Source organism: Amycolatopsis coloradensis (assembly GCF_001953865.1).
GTDB classification, from domain to species: Bacteria; Actinomycetota; Actinomycetes; order Mycobacteriales; family Pseudonocardiaceae; genus Amycolatopsis; species Amycolatopsis coloradensis.
Window position 1 is genome coordinate 486,898 of record NZ_MQUQ01000015.1, and the last position, 17,097, is coordinate 503,994.

Here is a 17,097-nt window from a genome sequence, read left to right on the forward strand (position 1 = left end):
GGCTCAGAGTTCGAATTCCGCGCGCTTGTCCTCGGGGACGAGATCCTCGTATTCGCGGTGTTTCGCGATGAAGGAACGCACGTACGGGCAGTAGGGCAGGACGGGCCTGCCCTGCGCCCGGACGTCGTCGAGCGCCGCGGTCACGAGCTTGCCCGCCAGCCCCTGCCCGGCGAAGTCGTCGGAGATCTCCGTGTGCAGGAACAGAATCGCGTCCGGCCGCGTGCGGGTTTCCAGGAACCCGGCGGGTTTCCCGTCCACGACGATGTCGTAGCGGTCTTCACCGGATTTGATCTCGACACTCATTCAGCGACTCCGAAAAGTTCGTCCGGGGGCGCGGGGCGGCCCAGATGGAAGCCCTGCGCCTGGTCACAGTGCAGCTCACGCAGGACGGCGAGCTGGTCTTCGTCTTCGACACCTTCGGCGACGACGATCAGGTCGACGGCGTGCGCCATCGCGATGATGCTCTTCACGATCGCGGCCGCGTCACGCGATTCCGCGATGCCGGTGACGAAGGTGCGGTCGATCTTGAGCGTGTCCAGCGGGAGCCGCTGCAACTGCGCGAGTGACGAATAGCCGGTGCCGAAGTCGTCGATCGCCAGCGAGACACCGAGATCGCGCAACGACATCAGCACCTCGGCGGCCGCTGCCTGGTCTCGCATCAGCGCGCTTTCGGTGACCTCGAGGGTCAGCGCGTGCGGCGGGAGCCCGGTGGTCTTCATCGCGTCCTGCACGCCTGCCACCAGATGCGGGTCGTCCAGCTGCCGGGCCGAAAGGTTGACCTTGAGGTTCAGGTCGATGCCGAGTTGCGCGCGCCGTTTGGCGATCTCACGCGTGGTCGTGCGCAGGACGTGCTTGCCGATCAGGTTGATCAGGTCGCTTTCCTCGGCGAGCGGGATGAACTCGGCGGGCGAGATGGTGCCGTGCGCGGGATGTTTCCAGCGCAGCAACGCTTCCACGGCGACCATCTCGCCGGATTCGATGTCCACGACCGGCTGGTACGCCGCCCAGAGTTCACCGTTCTGGAGGGCGTCGCGCAGGTCCTGCTCCATCCGGAGCCGCCGCTGCATCCGCTCGCGCAGTTCGACGTCGAAGAACTCGTAGCGCGCGCGGCCGAGCGTTTTCGCCTGGTACATCGCGACATCCGCGTCCCGCAGCAGGTCCCCGGCGGTCCGGGTGTCGTCGTTGGCCGCGGTGACGATGCCGATGCTGGCGTCGATGTGCAGTTGCCTGCCGTTGACCGTGATCGGTTCGGTCAGCGCCTCGCGCAGATGCTCGGCCAGCGCCTTGATCTCGGCCGGTTCGGTGATCTCCGCGGTGACGACGACGAATTCGTCCCCGCCGAGCCTGCCGACGAGGTCGTTCTCGCCGATTCCCCGGCGCAGTCGTTCGCCCGCGATGCGGAGCACCTTGTCGCCGACGGAATGCCCGAGGGAATCGTTGATCACCTTGAACTTGTCGAGATCGATGAACAGCACCGTGGTCAGCTCGGCGCGGCCGGAGCCGGACAACGCCTCGGCGAGACTGTCCAGCACCAGCGTCCGGTTCGCCAGTTCGGTGAGCGGGTCGTGCGTCGCCTCGTGCGCGAGCCGCTCACCGATGGCGCGGCGTTCGGTGATGTCGGTGAAGGAGGCGACCACCGCCGTGGCCGACGGGTCTTCCGGGGTCAGCAGCCGCGACGTCATCGAGATCCAGACGTCGCCGCCGTCGGACCTCCGCAGCCGCAGCACGAGGCCGGTCTGGGTGACCCGCGTGCGCCGGGTGACCACCGACGGCATCCTGGCAGGAGGAATGCGGCCGAGTTCGTCGTACAGCTCCAGCATCACGCACGGGACGCCGATGAGGTCTTCGTGGCCGACGCCGATGATCCGGCACGCGGCCGGGTTGGCCGACTCGATCAGCCCGCCGGGCCCGATCACGATCACGCCTTCGTCGAGCGACGCGACCACCGTGCTGTAGTGCTGCTCGGCACGCCGCCGGGCGGTTTCGTCGGCGCAGACCAGGACGAAACCGTCGTTCATCTCCGCGGCCGAGATGCGGATGGCCAGTGTCGAGCCGTTGCGATGGCGGTGGGTGGTCCGCAGGACGCCGCCCTTGCGCAGCACCGTTTCCGGGTCGAGCGCAGCGCCGACGAGACGACTGACCGTGCCGCCGATCGCCTCGTTCGCCGTCCAGCCGTAGACGTTCTCCGCGGCCGGGTTCCAGCTGGTCACCACGCCGGTGCCGTTGGTCGCGATGATCGCGTCGCTGACGTGGCTGATCAGCGCGGCCTTATAACGCAGGGTCGCTTCGGCGGCCTTCTGCGCGCTGATGTCGCGCATGATGACCTGGAAAGCCGGCCGCCCTTCCCAGGTCGTCCGCACCGAGATGCTCTGGACCAGGTATTTCGTGCCGTCGAGGCGGAGCATGACGGCGTCGGCCGGATCGGTCGACGCACCTTGGCGGTGGAGTGACGCGATCCTGTCCAGCAGGGCTGGGAGCGACTCGTCGGCGACGAAGTCCATGATGGGCCGCCCGATCAGTTCGGCGGTCGAGGACGCTCCGAGGGCGGCGACGGCGGCCCTGTTCACGTACGTCACGATCCCTGCTTCGTGGACACAGACCGCGTCGGGGCTGAGTTCCACCAAAAGCCGGTAACGGTCAGTGAGATCTTCGAGGGCTTGCCGATTTTCGCGGACGTCGGTCACGTCGGTGGCGATCCCGAGCAGCCCCGACGAGCCGTCCTCGTCACCGATGGTGCGGGCGCGCAGGCGGATCCAGCGGATCTCGCCCGCCGGGTTTCGGAACGACTGCTCGAGTTCGAACTCGCGCCACGGCGGGGAAGTGCGGGTGCCGGAGGTCAGCGGGGCGACCAGGTCGGCGAGTTTCGCTTCGAGCTGGGCTTCGGGGAGCCCGGCTCCGCCCAGCAGGTTCTCCAGGCCGGGCAACCAGGACAGCGTCTCGTTCTCGAAGTCGTACGACCAGATGGCGGCGTGGTCGCCCGCGAGGCCGAGATCGCCGACCGGCTCGTTCCCGAGCGGTGCGCCTGTCGGGCGACCGGAATTTCCGGCTCCCGGCACGGCGAGGGCGTCAGCCTCCATGATCCGTCCGAACCCCCTCTTCCGGTGCTGGCACCGTCGATTACACCACCCATGGAGGGCGCTGTATACGCGAACCGGAGGGCGACCAGCGTTGATATGCGCGAAAACATATGAATACACGCTGTGTGACCGACACCCGCTAAGGTGTTCCATCGGGTGAATTATTTTTGGTCAACCTCACCCATTCGGCCGCGAGCTCCGGTAAAACTACTGTCTGCCTGTTCCCAGTGCGAAAGGTTCAGCCGGTGGATGACGACGACGTTTCGGTCGCCGACCTGCTCATTCGCGAGGGCTGGGACGACCACGAGGAGTCACGGGCAAAGTCACGCTGGAGAGTTATCGCGGTGACCATCGGCGTGGTCGTCGCCTGCGGCGCGGCCGCCGTTCTCGTCGGGTTCGATTCGGAGCCCGAGCAGAACGCGCAGCCGAACCAGGTCAGCGTCATCGAGATGCCCAAGCGTCCTTCGGAGAACAGGGGAGCCGGCGCGACCTCGGCGGCCCCGTCCACCGAGACGGTGGAAACCGGCGAAGGCAGCGACGGAGGGACCTCGTCGCAGCCCAGCAAGACGACGTCCAGCCGCCGCACGTCGAGTTCGGCCGCGCCGACGTCCGACTCCCCGGACCCCACGACGCCGACCTCGTCGAAAGGGCCCGCCGATCCACCGCGGACGACAGGGTCGACAGGTGCGCCTCAGCAGCCCAACCCGACTCCGCCGACGTCCACCACGACCCCGGCCGAAGAGTGCAACCTGTGGCCGAAGTGGCTCTGGTGCTAGGGCGCCTTCAGTAGATCCGGCTCCCGGCGCTTGCCGAGGTGGTTGAACAGCAGGTTCAGCGTGAAGGCGACGATCGCGGCGACCGTGATGGGACTGCCGCAGATGGTCTGCAACCACGCCGGGAAGTGCTGGAAGAAGATCGAGGTGCCGAACTGGTTCGTGGAGAACGCGGGTAACAGGCCGACACCGAACGACACCGCGACGATGAACGTGTTGTGGTTGCCGGAGAACTCCACCTTCTTCAGGTTTTGCACGCCGACAACGGCCACCATCGCGAACATGACCACCGCGACCGCGCCGATCACCGGTTCCGGTACGGCCGCGACGAAGGCTCCGACCTTCGGCACCAGGCCCATCAGCACCAGCAGGCCACCGGCCATCGCGACCACCCAGCGGCTGCGCACCCCCGTCATCCGCACGAGGCCGACGTTCTGCGCGAAAGCCGTGTCCGGGAACGAGTTCATCGCACCGCCGAGGATGGCCGAGAGACCGTCGGTGGCGAGACCGCGTGCCAGGTCGGAGGCGTTCGCCGGACGTCCGGTGATCTCGCCGACCGCGACCAGGTCAGCGGTGGATTCGGTGTAGGTCACCAGCATCACGACGCACATCGAGAGCACGGCGGCGACCGGGAAGGTCGGCGGGCCGAAGTGGAACGGCGAAGCGAGGCCGAACCAGTCGGCGTCGGCGATGCCCTTGAAGCTCACCATGCCCATCGGGACGGCCGCGATCAGGCCGATCAACAGCGCCAGCAGCGGGCCGATCTGGTTCGCGAACCCGCGCAGGACCCGGGTGAACAGGACGATCACCGCGATCACGCCGAACGCGAGCGCGATGTTGGCCGGTTTCGCGTAATCCGGCGATCCGGTGTCGTGGCCGGCGATCAGGCCGACGCCGGGGGCGATCAGCGAGATGCCGATGACGACGAGCAGCGTGCCCGAAACCAGCGGCGGGAAGAACCGGATCATCTTGGCGAACGGTTTCGCGATGAGCAGGCCGAACACCCCCGACGCGATCATCGCGCCGTAGACGGCCTGCATGCCGTACTGGGACGCGATCATGATCATCGGGTTGACCACGGTGAACGTCGCGCCGGCCACCACCGGCAGCCGGATGCCGAAGATCTTTCCGATCCCGATCGCCTGTATCAGCGTCGCGATCCCCGCGACCAGCAGATCCGCGTTGACCAGCCACGCGATCGTCGCCGCGTCCAGTTTCAGCGCGCTGCCGACGACGAGCGGGACGGCCACCGAGCCCGCGTACATGATCGACATGTGCTGAAGGCCGAGCAAGGTCAGCTTCGGCAGCGGCGGACGCTGATCGACCGGATGGACCTCGGAAGGACTCGCGCTCATGCAACCCCCTCCTCAGGTGCGGGAACAGCCAGTGAACTCGTCGGGCATCACCGTAGCGCTTCCGCCGGATGAGGATCACTTCTCGGAGGGACGGTCGAAAGGGCCGGATCTGTGTTGAATGGACACTGGGCACAACGGAAGGAGCGCCGATGGAGACCGTCCTCGTCGTAGGAGCCGGACAGAGCGGGTTCGGGGTGGCGACCTCGCTGCGGGACAAGGGGTTCGACGGGCGGGTGGTGCTGATCGGTGACGAACCCGGCCTGCCGTACCAGCGGCCTCCGCTGTCGAAGGGCTACCTCGCCGGGACCGCGGGCGACGCCCAGTTGCGTCTGCGGCCCGACGACTTCTTCGCGGAGAAGGACATCGAGCTGATCCCTGGCCGCGTCGCGTCGGTGAATCGCGAGGGCGCGAACGTGGTCCTCGAAGACGGAAGCGCCCACGAGTACGACCATCTCGTTCTCGCGACGGGAGCGAACAACCGCGTACTGCCGGTTCCTGGGTCCACTTTGGACGGGGTGTTCACCCTGCGCACCAAGAACGACGCCGACGTCTTGCGGACGGCACTGGAAAGCGCGGAGAACGTGGTCGTGGTCGGAGGCGGGTTCATCGGGCTCGAATTCGCCGCACACGCCGGGCGGCCCGTGACGATCGTGGAGGCGCAGGACAGGCTGATGGCCCGCGTCACCACTCCGGAGGTCTCTGCGTACTTCGCCGCACTGCACGAGGGCGCCGGGCACACGGTCCTGCTCGGCCAGGGCGTCGCCGCGTTGCGAGGCGACGGCCGGGTGGCCGAGGTGGAACTGAGCGACGGCAACCTGTTGCTCGCCGATCTGGTGCTGGTCGGGGTCGGGGTGGAGCCGAGGACGCGGCTCGCCGAGGAGGCGGGGCTGGCCGTGGCGAACGGTGTCGTTGTCGACGAACATCTGCGCACGAGCGACCCGAAGATCTCGGCGGTCGGGGACTGCGCGAACTTCCCGTGTGTCCAGGCGGGGACGGCGACGCGCCTGGAGTCGGTGCAGAACGCCGTCGACCAGGCGCGGGCGGTGGCCGCGGCCATCGCCGGGGAACCCGCGCCCTACGACAGCCTGCCGTGGTTCTGGACCGATCAGCTCGGCGCGAAACTGCAGATCGCCGGGCTGCTGACCGGGGCGGACAAGACCGTCGTGAGCGGGGATCGGGAGGGCGGGAAGTTTTCGGTGCTGTTGTTTCGCGACGGCGTGCTCGTCGGGGTGGAGTCGGTGAACCGGCCGCCGGACCACATCGCCGCGCGCCGCCTGTTCGCCGTGGATCCGGAGCCGCGGTTCGAGACGTTGGAGGCCAACGGCTTCGATCTGAAGGCGACCTTTGCGTCAACTCGCGGTTGACGACGGGGGGGTCGTCAACCTAGAGTTGACGGTATGACGAACCCAGTCCGGCTCGACGACCTCATTTCCCACATCAAGCAGCAGCATCCCGACGGCGACGTGCTCGGCCAGCTGTCCGACGCGGTCTTCCTCGGCGAGCACCTCGGCGAAGTGGCCGACCACCTGATCGGCCACTTCGTCGACCAGGCCCGGCGCTCCGGCGCGTCTTGGACCGAGATCGGCAAGAACATGGGGGTGTCCAAACAGGCCGCCCAGAAACGCTTCGTGCCCAAGGAATCCGGCGAAGGCGCCTCACTCGAAGACCTGGTGAAGGTGTTCAGCCGCTACACCGATCGCGCACGGCACGTCGTCGTCGCGTCGCGGGACGAGGCCGTCGCGGCGAAGAGCCCGCAGATCGAGCCCGCGCACCTGATTCTCGGCCTGCTCTCCGAGCCGGCCGCGCTCGCCGCCGGGGCGATCGTGGCGCAGAACGTGACCCTCGATGCCGTCCGCGAAGCCGCGGTGGCAGGCCTGCCGGAACCCGCCGCCGAACCGGCGGAGGCGGCGAAGATGGTGTTCGGCGCGCAGGCGAAGAAGGCGCTGGAGCTGACCATGCGGGAGTCGTTGCGGCTCGGGCACAACTACATCGGGACCGAACACATCCTGCTGGCCCTGTTCGAAATCGAGGACTTCACCGTACTCGGCGGGCTTGGGCTCACCAAGGAGAAAAGCGAAGCGGTGATCCTGCGGGCGCTGACGGAGATCGTCGCCGCGCGCGGGAAATGACCCGGGTCGCGCTCCTCGTGCTGCTGGTCGCGACTGCATGAAGGCCCCTTTCCCTCGCTAGGGGCCTTCATACAGTCCGTCAGGCGGGGGACTCAGGACGGCCGTCGGCCGCCCAAGCGGTGTGGAACGAACCCTCGCGGTCGACCCGGCGGTACGTGTGGGCACCGAAGTAGTCACGCTGCCCCTGCACCAGCGCGGCGGGAAGCCGCTCCGCGCGCAGACCGTCGTAGTAGGCCAGCGCGGTCGAGAAGCCCGGGGTCGGGATCCCGAGCCGCACGGCCGTGGAGATCACTGAACGCCAGGAGTCCTGAGCGTCCTCGACGGCCTTGCGGAAGCCGCCGGAGGTCAGGAGCGTCGGAAGCGCCGGCTCCTCGGCATACGCGGCGGTGATGTCGTTCAGGAACTTCGCGCGGATGATGCAGCCGCCGCGCCAGATGGACGCGACCTTGCCGAGGTCGATGTCCCAGCCGTACTCGGCGCCGCCCGCCTGGATCTGGTTGAAGCCCTGCGCGTACGCCACCACCTTCGACGCGTACAGCGCCTGCTCGACGTCATCCGCGAAGGTGTCCAAAGCGGACCCTGTCAGCGGAGCACGCGAAGGACCCCCGAGACCGCGGGAGGCCTCACGCAGGGTCGAAGAACCGGAGAGCGACCGAGCGAAGACGGCCTCGGCGATCCCGCTGATCGGCACGCCCAGGTCCAGTCCGATTTGGACGGTCCAGCGGCCGGTGCCCTTCTGCTCCGCCTGGTCCGCCACGATGTCGACGAACGGCTTGCCGGAGGCCGCGTCGGTGTGGGCCAGCACCTGCGAGGTGATCTCGATCAGGTACGAGTCCAGTCGCCCGGAGTTCCAGGTACGGAAGACGTCGGCGATCTCGGCGGGGGAGTAGCCACCCGCGCCGCGCAGCAGATCGAACGATTCGGCGATCAACTGCATGTCGGCGTACTCGATGCCGTTGTGCACCATCTTCACGAAGTGCCCGGCGCCGTCCGCGCCCACGTGCGTGCAGCACGGCTCGCCGTCGACCTTCGCCGAGATGTCCTCGAACAGCGGACCGAGCGACTGGTACGACTCCTTGGATCCGCCCGGCATGATGCTCGGCCCGTGCAGCGCGCCCTCCTCGCCGCCGGACACACCGGTGCCGACGAAGTGGATGCCCTTCTCGCGCAGCGCGGCCTCGCGGCGGCGGGTGTCCGCGAAGTGCGCGTTGCCCGCGTCGACGATCACATCGCCCTTCTCGAGGAGCGGGACGAACTCGTCGATCACGGCGTCCGTCGGCGCCCCGGCCTTGACCATGATCACGACCTGGCGCGGCCGCTCCAGCGCGTCGACGAACTCCTGCGCCGAATACGCGGGGATGAAGTCGCCTTCGTCGCCGAACTGCTCGACCAGTTCCTTCGTCCGCTTCTCGGAGCGGTTGTGCAGGGCCACCGTGTGCCCGTGCCTCGCGAGGTTCCTGGCCAGGTTGCGGCCCATGACCGCCAAGCCGGTGACCCCGATGCTCGCCTTCTTGCTCATCCGCACCCTTCCGCTTTGATTCCCGTGCCGAGCCTATCCCCGTCGAGGGATACGGCGCCGGGGCGAGAAGGGATCGAACCCCGGTTGTCCACAACCTGGCCTGCCTGTGGACAACTCGGCCCGAAGCCCCCGGCCCGACGGTGGGTACCGATACGCTGGGTGCGGGGCCGTCCCCCAGGGTTGGGTGGGGGGCTGGGGTGCGGCGCCGCGGGATTCCGGGATGTCGCGAAAGCCACTTTCGGGGCATCAGATGTCGCGAAAGTGGCTTTCGCGACATCCCGGTCCGGGGGGTTGCGAGCCGTTGCGAGCCGCTGCGGCGGGGGTTGCGAGCGAAGGTGCGGTCCGGTCACGAGAAGCAGCGGATCGGGGGCACCCTCGTGGATGACCAAGGTCGATCGGCGCGCCTCGGCCGCGGCCGTCCAGTTCGGCGTAGGGCCGGTACAGGTTCGCCGGCAGTCGTTCCTGTTCGGACAGTGCGTCGTAGGCCGGAGATTCGCCGCCGAACCGTATTCGGTGTCCGGCGGCCGAACCAGCACGTGCGCGGCGTGTCCAGGGTGGATCGGCTCCAGCCGGACATCGTCGATGACCTGCTCGGCGAAGGGGGATTGGTCCACTCGGTCACCATGCCGGGCGAAGGTGCCCGAAATGTGACGAGATCGTTCCGCCACCAGGGTGACGCACCAGGTGACTGGTGTTTTCAGCCGTTTCCTGGAACGCTGCGCAATGTCATCATCGAACCCCGCAAGGTGCAGTACCCTGGGTGGGTTCGAAGTGTTCGCGCGCAGGACGGCGGGAAGCCGCGGTCCTGGCTATGTGGTCCGGGAGAGCAAGGCTGATGGCCAGCACCGTCACCTCGCGCCGGAAGCAGCTCGGAAACGAGCTCCGGCATGCCCGCAACGCCGCGCGGATGACACAGCAGCAGGTCGCCGAGGTTCTCGGCTGCACCCAGGGCAAGGTCAACAAGATCGAGTCCGGTGCCGTCGGGGTCAAACTCGGGGATGTGCGATCGATGCTGAACGCGTTCGGGATCAACGGCGACGAGGCCGACACGCTGATGAACCTCGCCCGCGCCGCCGCCGGGCAGCGCGGCCACTGGTCCGGCTACCGATCCGTGGTGCCGCACTGGTTCCGCACCTTCACCGACCTCGAACCCGCGACCGCGGAGATCCTCACCTGGCACGGTGAGCGCATCCCCGGCCCGCTCCAGTCCGAGCACTACATGCTCAAGCAGTTCACCGAAGCAGGCGCCACCGACGTCACCTCGCTGGTCCGCAACCGGCTGGACCGCAAGGCCGTCTTCGACCAACAGCAGCCGCCCTACTACCGGTTCATCATCAGCGAAGGCGCCCTGCGCCGCGCTCCCGGCGGCTCCGCCCCCGCCGTGATGCTGGACCAGGTCGAGCATCTCTTGGCGCTGGACAAGCATCCGCGCGTGTATGTGCACGTGTTGCCGTTCGGCGCACGGCTCGCCGCGGTGCCCAACGACTTCACCATCATGCGTTTTCCCGATCGCACCAGGGATTTCGTCTACATCGAGCATTCCGCGGGCGGCTTGTACCTCGACGACGTCAAGGATTTCAACATTTTCGTCGATTCCTGGGACCGCTTGCGTGGCGCCGCGCTGGAACGCCAGGAGACCCGGCAGTTCCTGAAAGAGCTCGCCGAGCTGTACCGCAATCAGATGCAATCCTGAGAGCGACAGGCCTTCCTTCGGTAGGGTTACCGCCGTCAGCGCGGTCGAGTGGACAGGGGCTGGACGTGGACCCGCAGTTCCTGCCCGAGGGTGTCGATCTCGAGCGGCCCAACGCCGCCCGTATCTACGACTGGGCACTCGGCGGAACCGCGAACTGGGCGGTGGACAGGGAATTCGGCGAGCAACTGGTCAAGGCCTTCCCGCTCATCCGGTCCCTCGCCAGGGCCAACCGTGCCTTCCTCGGCCGCGCGGTCCGGCATTGCGTGGCGCACGGCGTGCACCAATTCCTCGACCTCGGGTCCGGCGTGCCGACCGTCGGCAACGTCCACGAGATCGCCGATGAGGTCGACGCCGACAGCCGGTGCGTGTACGTCGACAACGAACCGGTCGCCGTCGCGCATGCCAAGATCCTGCTGGAGAAGAGTGGCGACCCCGGCAGGCACGCGGTGATCGGCGCCGACCTTCGTGACGCGGACGACGTCTGGGAGCGTGCGTTCGACACCGGTGTCCTCGACCCGGCGAAACCGGTGGCCCTGCTCACCGTCGCGGTCCTGCATTTCCTGCCGGAACCCGAACTCGCCACCGTCATCGCGCGGTACCGCGAACTGCTGCCCGCCGGCTCGTTCTACGTTCTCTCCCACGTCACGACGTCCGGCGTGGAAGGCGAGCTGCTCGAACAGATCCAGAACGTCGTGAAGCAGTACGAACAGTCGAGCACCCCCGCCTCCTTCCGCGACAGGGAAGAAATCAGGGCCTTCTTCGGGGATTTCACCCTCGCGGAGCCGGGTCTGGTCCCGGTCGGCACATGGAGGCTGGACGACGCCCGCTCGCCTACGCTTAGCTGCACCATCGGCGGGGTCGCCCGCAAACCCGCTTCATGACGAGGTGTGACCGCATGACGACGCAGCAGGATCCCGAAGCCCCCGAAGGTGTCGATCTCGAACGCCCCAACGTGGCCAGGGTGTACGACTGGTTCCTCGGCGGTACGGCCAACTGGGCCATCGACCGCGAGTTCGGCACGCAGGTGCTCAAGCAGTTCCCGGAGGTCAAGACGTTCGCGAGGGTCGGGCGCGACTTCCTCGGCCGCGGCGTGGGATACCTGGCCCGCCAGGGGATCACCCAATTCCTCGACATCGGCTCCGGGGTGCCCACCGTCGGCAACGTCCACCAGATCGCGAGCGCGATCAACCCCGACTCCCGCGTCGTCTACATCGACATCGAGCCGGTCGCCGTCGCGCATTCCCAGCTGCTGCTGGAACGTGAGGGCCTGCTCGGGCGGCACGCGGTCCTGCAAGGCGACGTGCGGGATCCCGCCGACATCTGGAAGCGCGCCCTCGAAACCGGCGTCCTCGACCCACGGCAGCCGGTCGGGCTGGTCATGGTCGGCCTGCTGTACTTCCTCGGCCCGGACGAGGACGTGCACGAGATGGTCCAGCGCTACCTCGACCTGCTCCCGTCGGGTTCGTACTTCCTGTCCTCGCATCTGACCGAGGACGGCGTCACCCGCAAGGAGGGCGACAACCGGGAGAATGTCCAGGAGCTGTACAAGAAGACCAGCGCCCCGTTCCACCTGCGTTCCCGCGCGGAGTTCGCCGCGTTCTTCGACGGACTGGAGATGGTGGAGCCCGGGATCGACTGGATGGCCGCCTGGCATCTGGACGAAGCGGCCTCCCGCGCGAGCGACCGGTTCGCCGACGATCCGACGTTCACCGGCGGGCTCGGCGGACTGGGCCGCAAGCCCTGAGACGTCGGGAGATCAGGCCCGGCCGGTCAGATGCCCGATCAAGGGCGAAGGCTCGAACTGACCTTCGAACGGCCGGCCGGTCCTGATCAGGTCACGGTGCGCGCCGCGCTGCCCGGGGAAATCGACTTCGGAGTTCCACGGTGGCTGCTTGCGCAGCGGCGCCTGGATGAGACTGAACCCGAAACGCCGGCGCAGTTCGAGTCCGATGTTGCGGTGCTTCGCCGAGGCAAGGCGTTCGTCCTCACGGCGGAACAGCAGCGTGGTGAGGCGGACGGCCATCCCGGTCACACTCCCCGGCTCGGACGCGGCAGCCGCGTCTGCTCGGCCGAACCGGTCAAGCCGAGACAACGCTCACAGGGCATCCCCGAACCGACGGGGATCCATTCCAAGTGGTCGTAAGGCATCGCCGTGCCACAACGGGCGTGCAGGAATTCGGGGTGCGAGCCCCTGGAGTGCAGGTCGAAAAGATGCGCGGAGCGGCGGCTCTCGCCAGCCGTACCGGCCATGAGCCTGCCGACGGCGAGTACCGTCGCAGGCATGGTGTCCTGAATGATCACGCTGATCCTCCCCCACGAGGTCGGCGGTGGGTGGTCTGCGCCGCGGGGTTACTGCTGCCCCTGCCGGACACCTGCCGTCGGTGCCTGCCGGAACGGCGAAACCCCCTGCTGAACGCCACCTCGGTGACCCCTGTCGCCGAGGTTTTTGCATACTGCGAGCGATTCACCAACAACCGAGCCCCGGCCGCTGCGATTAATCCTACTCCTGGAATAATCTTCATGTCGAGAGTGGGCGGAGTTGATCACCCACTTGGCCGTGCGGGATAGTCCCGTTGAGGCAGGGAGAAGCCGGGACCGTGACGGTTCGCGCAGGTCGCGACCCGCGCCCCCGACCGACGTTCGGAGGTACGACCAATGGCCGATTATCCATCGGCGGCGGATTACGATCCGACCACGGCCGTGTCGCTGTTCGACGACGCCGCGTGGGAGAAATCCTTCGCGAGCGAGCCCAACGGGGGGAACTGTGTCGAGGTCAACCTGGGCAGGGAAGGCCTGGTGGGAGTGCGTGACACCAAACTGGCCGAGAGTCCCGTCTTCGTCTTCGATTCCGGTGAGTGGAACGCGTTCCTCATGGCGGTCAAGGCCGGACAGTTCGATTTGAGCCCATGACGAAAGGCTCGCGTGCCCCATCGGGACACGCGAGCCATCCGATCTTCGGTCACTTCGAGTCACACCGTCGCGGGGAGCCCTCCTCCACGCAGCCTGGACTTGGTCCTCCGCCAGGCGATGGTGATCAGGACGGCGAGGACGATCAGCGGGATCAGGCTGATCGACCAGCTCACCGCCATCGGCGGCCCCGGCTGTTCGAGCACCGTCAGGTCGCGGAGTTCCCCGGCGCCCTTGCCCGCGGGCCCGTCGACTTCGAACCGGAACGTCCACGAGCCCTGCACCTGGAGGGCCCGGATGTCCAGCCCCCACACCTCCAGTTTCCGCGGATGCTTCGCCAGCGGCTGCGGACGGCCCAGCCGCCCGGTCTCCGGATTGAGGAACGCGAGCGTCCCCGATTTCCCGGCGATCCCGTCGTCCGGGATGAACGTGAAGTCCAGCGATTGCATGGCACGCAACGGCCACGTGCTGAACCCGACCGTCATCCCGTACGGGCCGACCTGCACCCGTTCGGTGTGGACGATGTTCACCGGTTCGTAGGCGTTCGCCGCGGGAGTGGTCGCGAACAGCAACCCGATCGCCGCCGCCAGCGCCAGCAGTGTCTTACGCATGCGCGTTGTCCTCCTTCGCCGGGGCCAGCAGCCGCAGCATCCCGCCGAACCGCCACCCGGCGAACCCGCCGAGCAGCCCGAGCACCGTGCCGACGGCGGCCGTCGCGAACACGACCGTCCAGTCGACGGAGCCGCCCCCGTGGACGACGGTGTTCTGGATCGGCATGCTCGCGCCGACCAGGAAACCGCCGATTCCGCCCGCCAGTACCGAAACGCGGCCCGCGGACCAGCCGCGCCGCGAAAGCAGGTAGACCGCTTCGAGTACGACGGCGATCGGCAGCAACGCCATCGGCATCATCGAGGGCATCGCGGGCACACCGTCGATGTAGTCCCGCATCGGCAGGCCGACGGCGCTCGCGTAGGCCTCCGCGGCCCACGGCGAGAACCACCAGGTGATCGCCTGGATGACCGCGAGTGCCGCGGCGACCCGGACCGCGCCGCCCGGCCGTTTCCAGAAGCCGGCGCCCGCCGAGACCAGCAGCACCGAAAGCAGCGCGATGCCCACGGAGACGACGTCGAGCCCGTCGACGTCGATCTGTTCCAGCCCCAGCACGGTGACCATGCTGAACGCGATCAGCACGCCGAGGGTGCCGACCACGCCCAGGGCGCCCCAGCGGTGCTCCCGCGCCGCCGCGAACACCATGACCGTCCCGATGATGCTCAGCGTGATCGACAACAGCAGCCCGATGTGCGGCGGCGAGTCGATCACCGCGTCGAAGCCGTACAGGCCGTGCCACCACTGGTCCCACAGGCCGTACAGCAGGAACATCGCCGCGCCGGTCCCGGTCACCAGATAGCCGGCCGGTGCGGCGAAGACCTTGCCGAACACGTTGATCGCGCGACCGCCGACACGCGCGTCGGCCTGGCGGCCCGCCCGGCGCGCGGCCGTGGTCATCAGCACGACCACGAGGCTCGCGAGCCCGGAGATCGCGCTGCCCGAATACAGGAACAGGTGCGGCATCGTGAAGAACGTGTCCGGGCCGACGTCGCCGTGCCACTGGATGTCCCAGGTCAGCCCGACCAGCGAGATCACCGATCCGGCCAGCACGGTGGACGCCGGGATCAGCCCGGTGCGCTCACTTCGTGCCACCGAGGCGACCCTCGCTCCTCCCGCGGTGAGATCCATCCCCCGACCTCCCTCTCTTACTTGACCAGCAAAGGAAAAACGTGCTGCGTGGCGCCGGACGGCCCCCGCAGTGAAACGGTGATCTCCCATTGCCCCGGCATCGGCAGCAGGACGTCGCCGGTGCGATACCGGCCGGGTGCCTCCGCGATGGCGGGCGACGGCGCGAGCGCGTGCCCCATCTGCGGCATCACGGGTTCGATGGTGACCACGTCCGGCTCGCCGCCGGTGACGGTCACCGCGAAGACATTGCCGCCCTGATGCGGGTCTTCGACCGACAACTGCACGGTGTACGGACCCCGCGTCGAGCGCTGGACCTGTGCCCCGCCGCTACTCGGCCACACCAGCCAGGCCACGATCGCCGCCACGAGCACGGCCACCACCGAGATCAGCAGGACGGGCTTGGATCTGTCCACTGTGGAAGTCACTGTGGTGCCCCTTCCGCCGGGACTTCGAGCCGCATGGGCACGGTCAGCACCGTGTAGTCGCGTTCGGCCTGCAACCAGACGCGGTACTCGCCTGGCGCGGCGAAGGTGTAGGTGAACGGGACGCCGGGGCCGTACGCGGCGACGGTCTCGTCCGGTTTTCCCGGCATACCAGGCGATTGCGGGATCATCGAGTGCACGTGTGCCCAGGTCGGCGCGGCAGCGGCAGCCGCGCCGACCCGGCTGTCGTCGGTTATCGGGCCGACGACGATCAGGTGGCCGAGCATGCCCAGCCACGGTTGGAGATCCGCCTTGCCGAACCGCGCGGTGATGGTGGTCGGCGTACCCGGTTCGACGTCGACGTCGACAGGGTTCCCGTTGACGACCCGCTTTCCCGCCCCTGTCGGCACGGGTTCGGCGGGGGAGTCCGTGCCGGTCGCGACATCCATCGTGGTGCGGACAAGTTGCACGCCACCGCCTCGCCGGGCGAGTTCCGCGGCGACGGCGTAGGTGCCGGCCTCGGGCGGCGTGAACTTCACGCGGTAGTCGCCGGGGCCGACGCGCACCGGATGCAGATGCCAGAGCCTGCCCGTCGGCGAAATGACGACGAAGTGGATCAAGGCGTTGTCGTGCACCAGAAGGTCATCGACCGGGCGGCCGGTCGCGCCGTCGGCCAAGGCGATCCGGACTTCGGCGAGGCTGCCCGACCGCGCGTTCGGGGACCGTACGGCCAGGTTCACCGGCGGTCGAGAGAAGTCCACAGTGGACAGCTGGGCGTTCGCGTACGGGTCCTGGACGTTGTCGATGGTCGGATCCAGTGCCGTGCCCGGCGCGGGCGGTGCCGGGGTCGACGCCGAGAGCATCGCCCCGGTGATCGCGACCGCGAGCGCGGCGACCATGCCACCAGCCGGGACCAGCGCGAGCTGCGGGCGTTTGACGCGCATCGCCACGACGAGACCGAGCACCAGGAACACGCCCGCGGCGACGAAACCGCCGAAAGTGGCCTTCTCCCACGGGGGAATGACCCTGGCCGGGACAAGGAACGGGATGGACGCGGTGTCCGTCCCGTCGTCGAGGCCGAGTTCCCACGGCCCCGGCTGGTCGACGCGCAACAGCGCCGGATGAGCGCCGGGTTTCCCGTCCAGCTGGACGGTGGTTTCGGAAAACGCCGTCCCCGCGGTGGACGCGCGCAGCGTCAGCGTTCCCGGTGCGCTCCCGGCATGCGTGACGACGTCGACGTGCAGCGGACCGGGCGCGCTGTCCATCCGCCGCAGCACGATCGTGAGATCCCGGGTGCCGAGCGTCTGCGCGACCTGGACGTCCGCCCCGCTCGACACGCCGTCCGCCTGGGCCGTGCCGCCCAACAGCAACGACGCCAGCGCACAGAGCACGAGCGCGCGGGCGATGACCAACGGCGCCGTGCGCCGCCTCCTCGGTGAATTCCCCATCCTGGCTGAAGTTAACGACCGGGGCCGGGGAAAGCGT

At 68.1% G+C, this 17,097-nt stretch carries 17 protein-coding genes; 7 read left to right on the top strand and 10 right to left on the bottom strand.

Translation table 11 applies throughout. The features are described from left to right. Nucleotides 1-3: 3 nt before the first annotated feature. Together BS329_RS27915 and BS329_RS27920 are read right to left on the bottom strand one after the other, a co-directional pair. The gene (locus tag BS329_RS27915; protein WP_076164186.1) at nucleotides 4-303 is read right to left on the bottom strand and encodes a GNAT family N-acetyltransferase; all 300 of its coding nucleotides are present in this window, start codon (nucleotides 301-303) and stop codon (nucleotides 4-6) included. Beyond that, a complete protein-coding gene (locus BS329_RS27920; protein ID WP_076164187.1) occupies nucleotides 300-3,077 on the bottom strand; it encodes a sensor domain-containing protein in 2,778 nt (925 codons plus the stop codon). Before BS329_RS27920 ends, BS329_RS27915 begins: the two co-directional genes overlap by 4 nt. A gap of 245 nt (nucleotides 3,078-3,322) precedes the next feature. Between BS329_RS27920 and BS329_RS27925 the strand changes: the two genes are divergently transcribed. Then, nucleotides 3,323-3,853, top strand: coding sequence for a serine/threonine protein kinase (locus BS329_RS27925; protein WP_076164188.1), 531 nt, complete (start codon nucleotides 3,323-3,325; stop codon nucleotides 3,851-3,853). Here the strand turns inward: BS329_RS27925 and BS329_RS27930 are convergent. Continuing rightward, complete coding sequence (locus tag BS329_RS27930; protein WP_076164189.1) at nucleotides 3,850-5,205, bottom strand: nucleobase:cation symporter-2 family protein; 1,356 nt, start codon at nucleotides 5,203-5,205, stop codon at nucleotides 3,850-3,852. The two genes, BS329_RS27925 and BS329_RS27930, sit on opposite strands and share 4 nt — an antisense overlap. Before the next feature lie 149 nt (nucleotides 5,206-5,354). Between BS329_RS27930 and BS329_RS27935 the strand changes: the two genes are divergently transcribed. After that, nucleotides 5,355-6,569, top strand: coding sequence for an NAD(P)/FAD-dependent oxidoreductase (locus BS329_RS27935; RefSeq protein ID WP_076164190.1), 1,215 nt, complete (start codon nucleotides 5,355-5,357; stop codon nucleotides 6,567-6,569). Nucleotides 6,570-6,602: 33 nt separating this feature from the next. Beyond that, entirely contained in the window at nucleotides 6,603-7,334 is a 732-nt protein-coding gene (locus tag BS329_RS27940) for a Clp protease N-terminal domain-containing protein (protein WP_076164191.1), read from the top strand. Nucleotides 7,335-7,413: 79 nt separating this feature from the next. Here BS329_RS27940 and gndA read toward each other — a convergent pair whose 3' ends face one another. Then, complete coding sequence (gene gndA / locus BS329_RS27945; protein ID WP_076164192.1) at nucleotides 7,414-8,853, bottom strand: NADP-dependent phosphogluconate dehydrogenase; 1,440 nt, start codon at nucleotides 8,851-8,853, stop codon at nucleotides 7,414-7,416. An 835-nt stretch (nucleotides 8,854-9,688) separates the two neighbouring features. On the opposite strand from gndA, the gene BS329_RS27950 reads away from it, so the two are divergent. From BS329_RS27950 to BS329_RS27960, 3 genes are all read left to right on the top strand, one after another. After that, entirely contained in the window at nucleotides 9,689-10,546 is an 858-nt protein-coding gene (locus tag BS329_RS27950; protein ID WP_076164193.1) for a helix-turn-helix domain-containing protein, read from the top strand. Nucleotides 10,547-10,611: 65 nt separating this feature from the next. Further along, nucleotides 10,612-11,427: an SAM-dependent methyltransferase gene (locus BS329_RS27955; RefSeq protein ID WP_076164194.1), complete on the top strand. Its 816-nt coding sequence runs from the start codon at nucleotides 10,612-10,614 to the stop codon at nucleotides 11,425-11,427. A 14-nt stretch (nucleotides 11,428-11,441) separates the two neighbouring features. After that, complete coding sequence (locus BS329_RS27960) at nucleotides 11,442-12,290, top strand: SAM-dependent methyltransferase (protein WP_076164195.1); 849 nt, start codon at nucleotides 11,442-11,444, stop codon at nucleotides 12,288-12,290. A 12-nt stretch (nucleotides 12,291-12,302) separates the two neighbouring features. Here BS329_RS27960 and BS329_RS27965 read toward each other — a convergent pair whose 3' ends face one another. Together BS329_RS27965 and BS329_RS27970 are read right to left on the bottom strand one after the other, a co-directional pair. Further along, entirely contained in the window at nucleotides 12,303-12,569 is a 267-nt protein-coding gene (locus BS329_RS27965; RefSeq protein WP_076164489.1) for a hypothetical protein, read from the bottom strand. 5 nt (nucleotides 12,570-12,574) lie between these two features. Beyond that, nucleotides 12,575-12,847, bottom strand: coding sequence for a hypothetical protein (locus BS329_RS27970; RefSeq protein ID WP_076164196.1), 273 nt, complete (start codon nucleotides 12,845-12,847; stop codon nucleotides 12,575-12,577). 354 nt (nucleotides 12,848-13,201) lie between these two features. Between BS329_RS27970 and BS329_RS27975 the strand changes: the two genes are divergently transcribed. Continuing rightward, nucleotides 13,202-13,456: a DUF397 domain-containing protein gene (locus BS329_RS27975; protein ID WP_076164197.1), complete on the top strand. Its 255-nt coding sequence runs from the start codon at nucleotides 13,202-13,204 to the stop codon at nucleotides 13,454-13,456. A gap of 59 nt (nucleotides 13,457-13,515) precedes the next feature. Here the strand turns inward: BS329_RS27975 and BS329_RS27980 are convergent, their stop codons facing one another. Genes BS329_RS27980 through BS329_RS27995 form a run of 4 tightly spaced genes read right to left on the bottom strand, consistent with a single transcriptional unit; the run spans nucleotide 13,516 to nucleotide 17,060 of the window. Next, a complete protein-coding gene (locus BS329_RS27980) occupies nucleotides 13,516-14,064 on the bottom strand; it encodes a hypothetical protein (protein WP_076164198.1) in 549 nt (182 codons plus the stop codon). Continuing rightward, complete coding sequence (locus tag BS329_RS27985; RefSeq protein ID WP_076164199.1) at nucleotides 14,057-15,190, bottom strand: hypothetical protein; 1,134 nt, start codon at nucleotides 15,188-15,190, stop codon at nucleotides 14,057-14,059. The genes BS329_RS27980 and BS329_RS27985 overlap by 8 nt, the downstream gene beginning before the upstream one ends. Before the next feature lie 17 nt (nucleotides 15,191-15,207). Continuing rightward, nucleotides 15,208-15,615 carry a FixH family protein gene (locus BS329_RS27990; RefSeq protein ID WP_084750232.1) on the bottom strand — a complete coding sequence of 136 codons (408 nt, stop codon included), beginning with the start codon at nucleotides 15,613-15,615 and terminating at the stop codon, nucleotides 15,208-15,210. Next, nucleotides 15,612-17,060, bottom strand: a complete 1,449-nt coding sequence (locus tag BS329_RS27995) for a hypothetical protein (protein WP_076164200.1) — start codon at nucleotides 17,058-17,060, stop codon at nucleotides 15,612-15,614. Before BS329_RS27995 ends, BS329_RS27990 begins: the two co-directional genes overlap by 4 nt. Nucleotides 17,061-17,097: the final 37 nt, after the last annotated feature.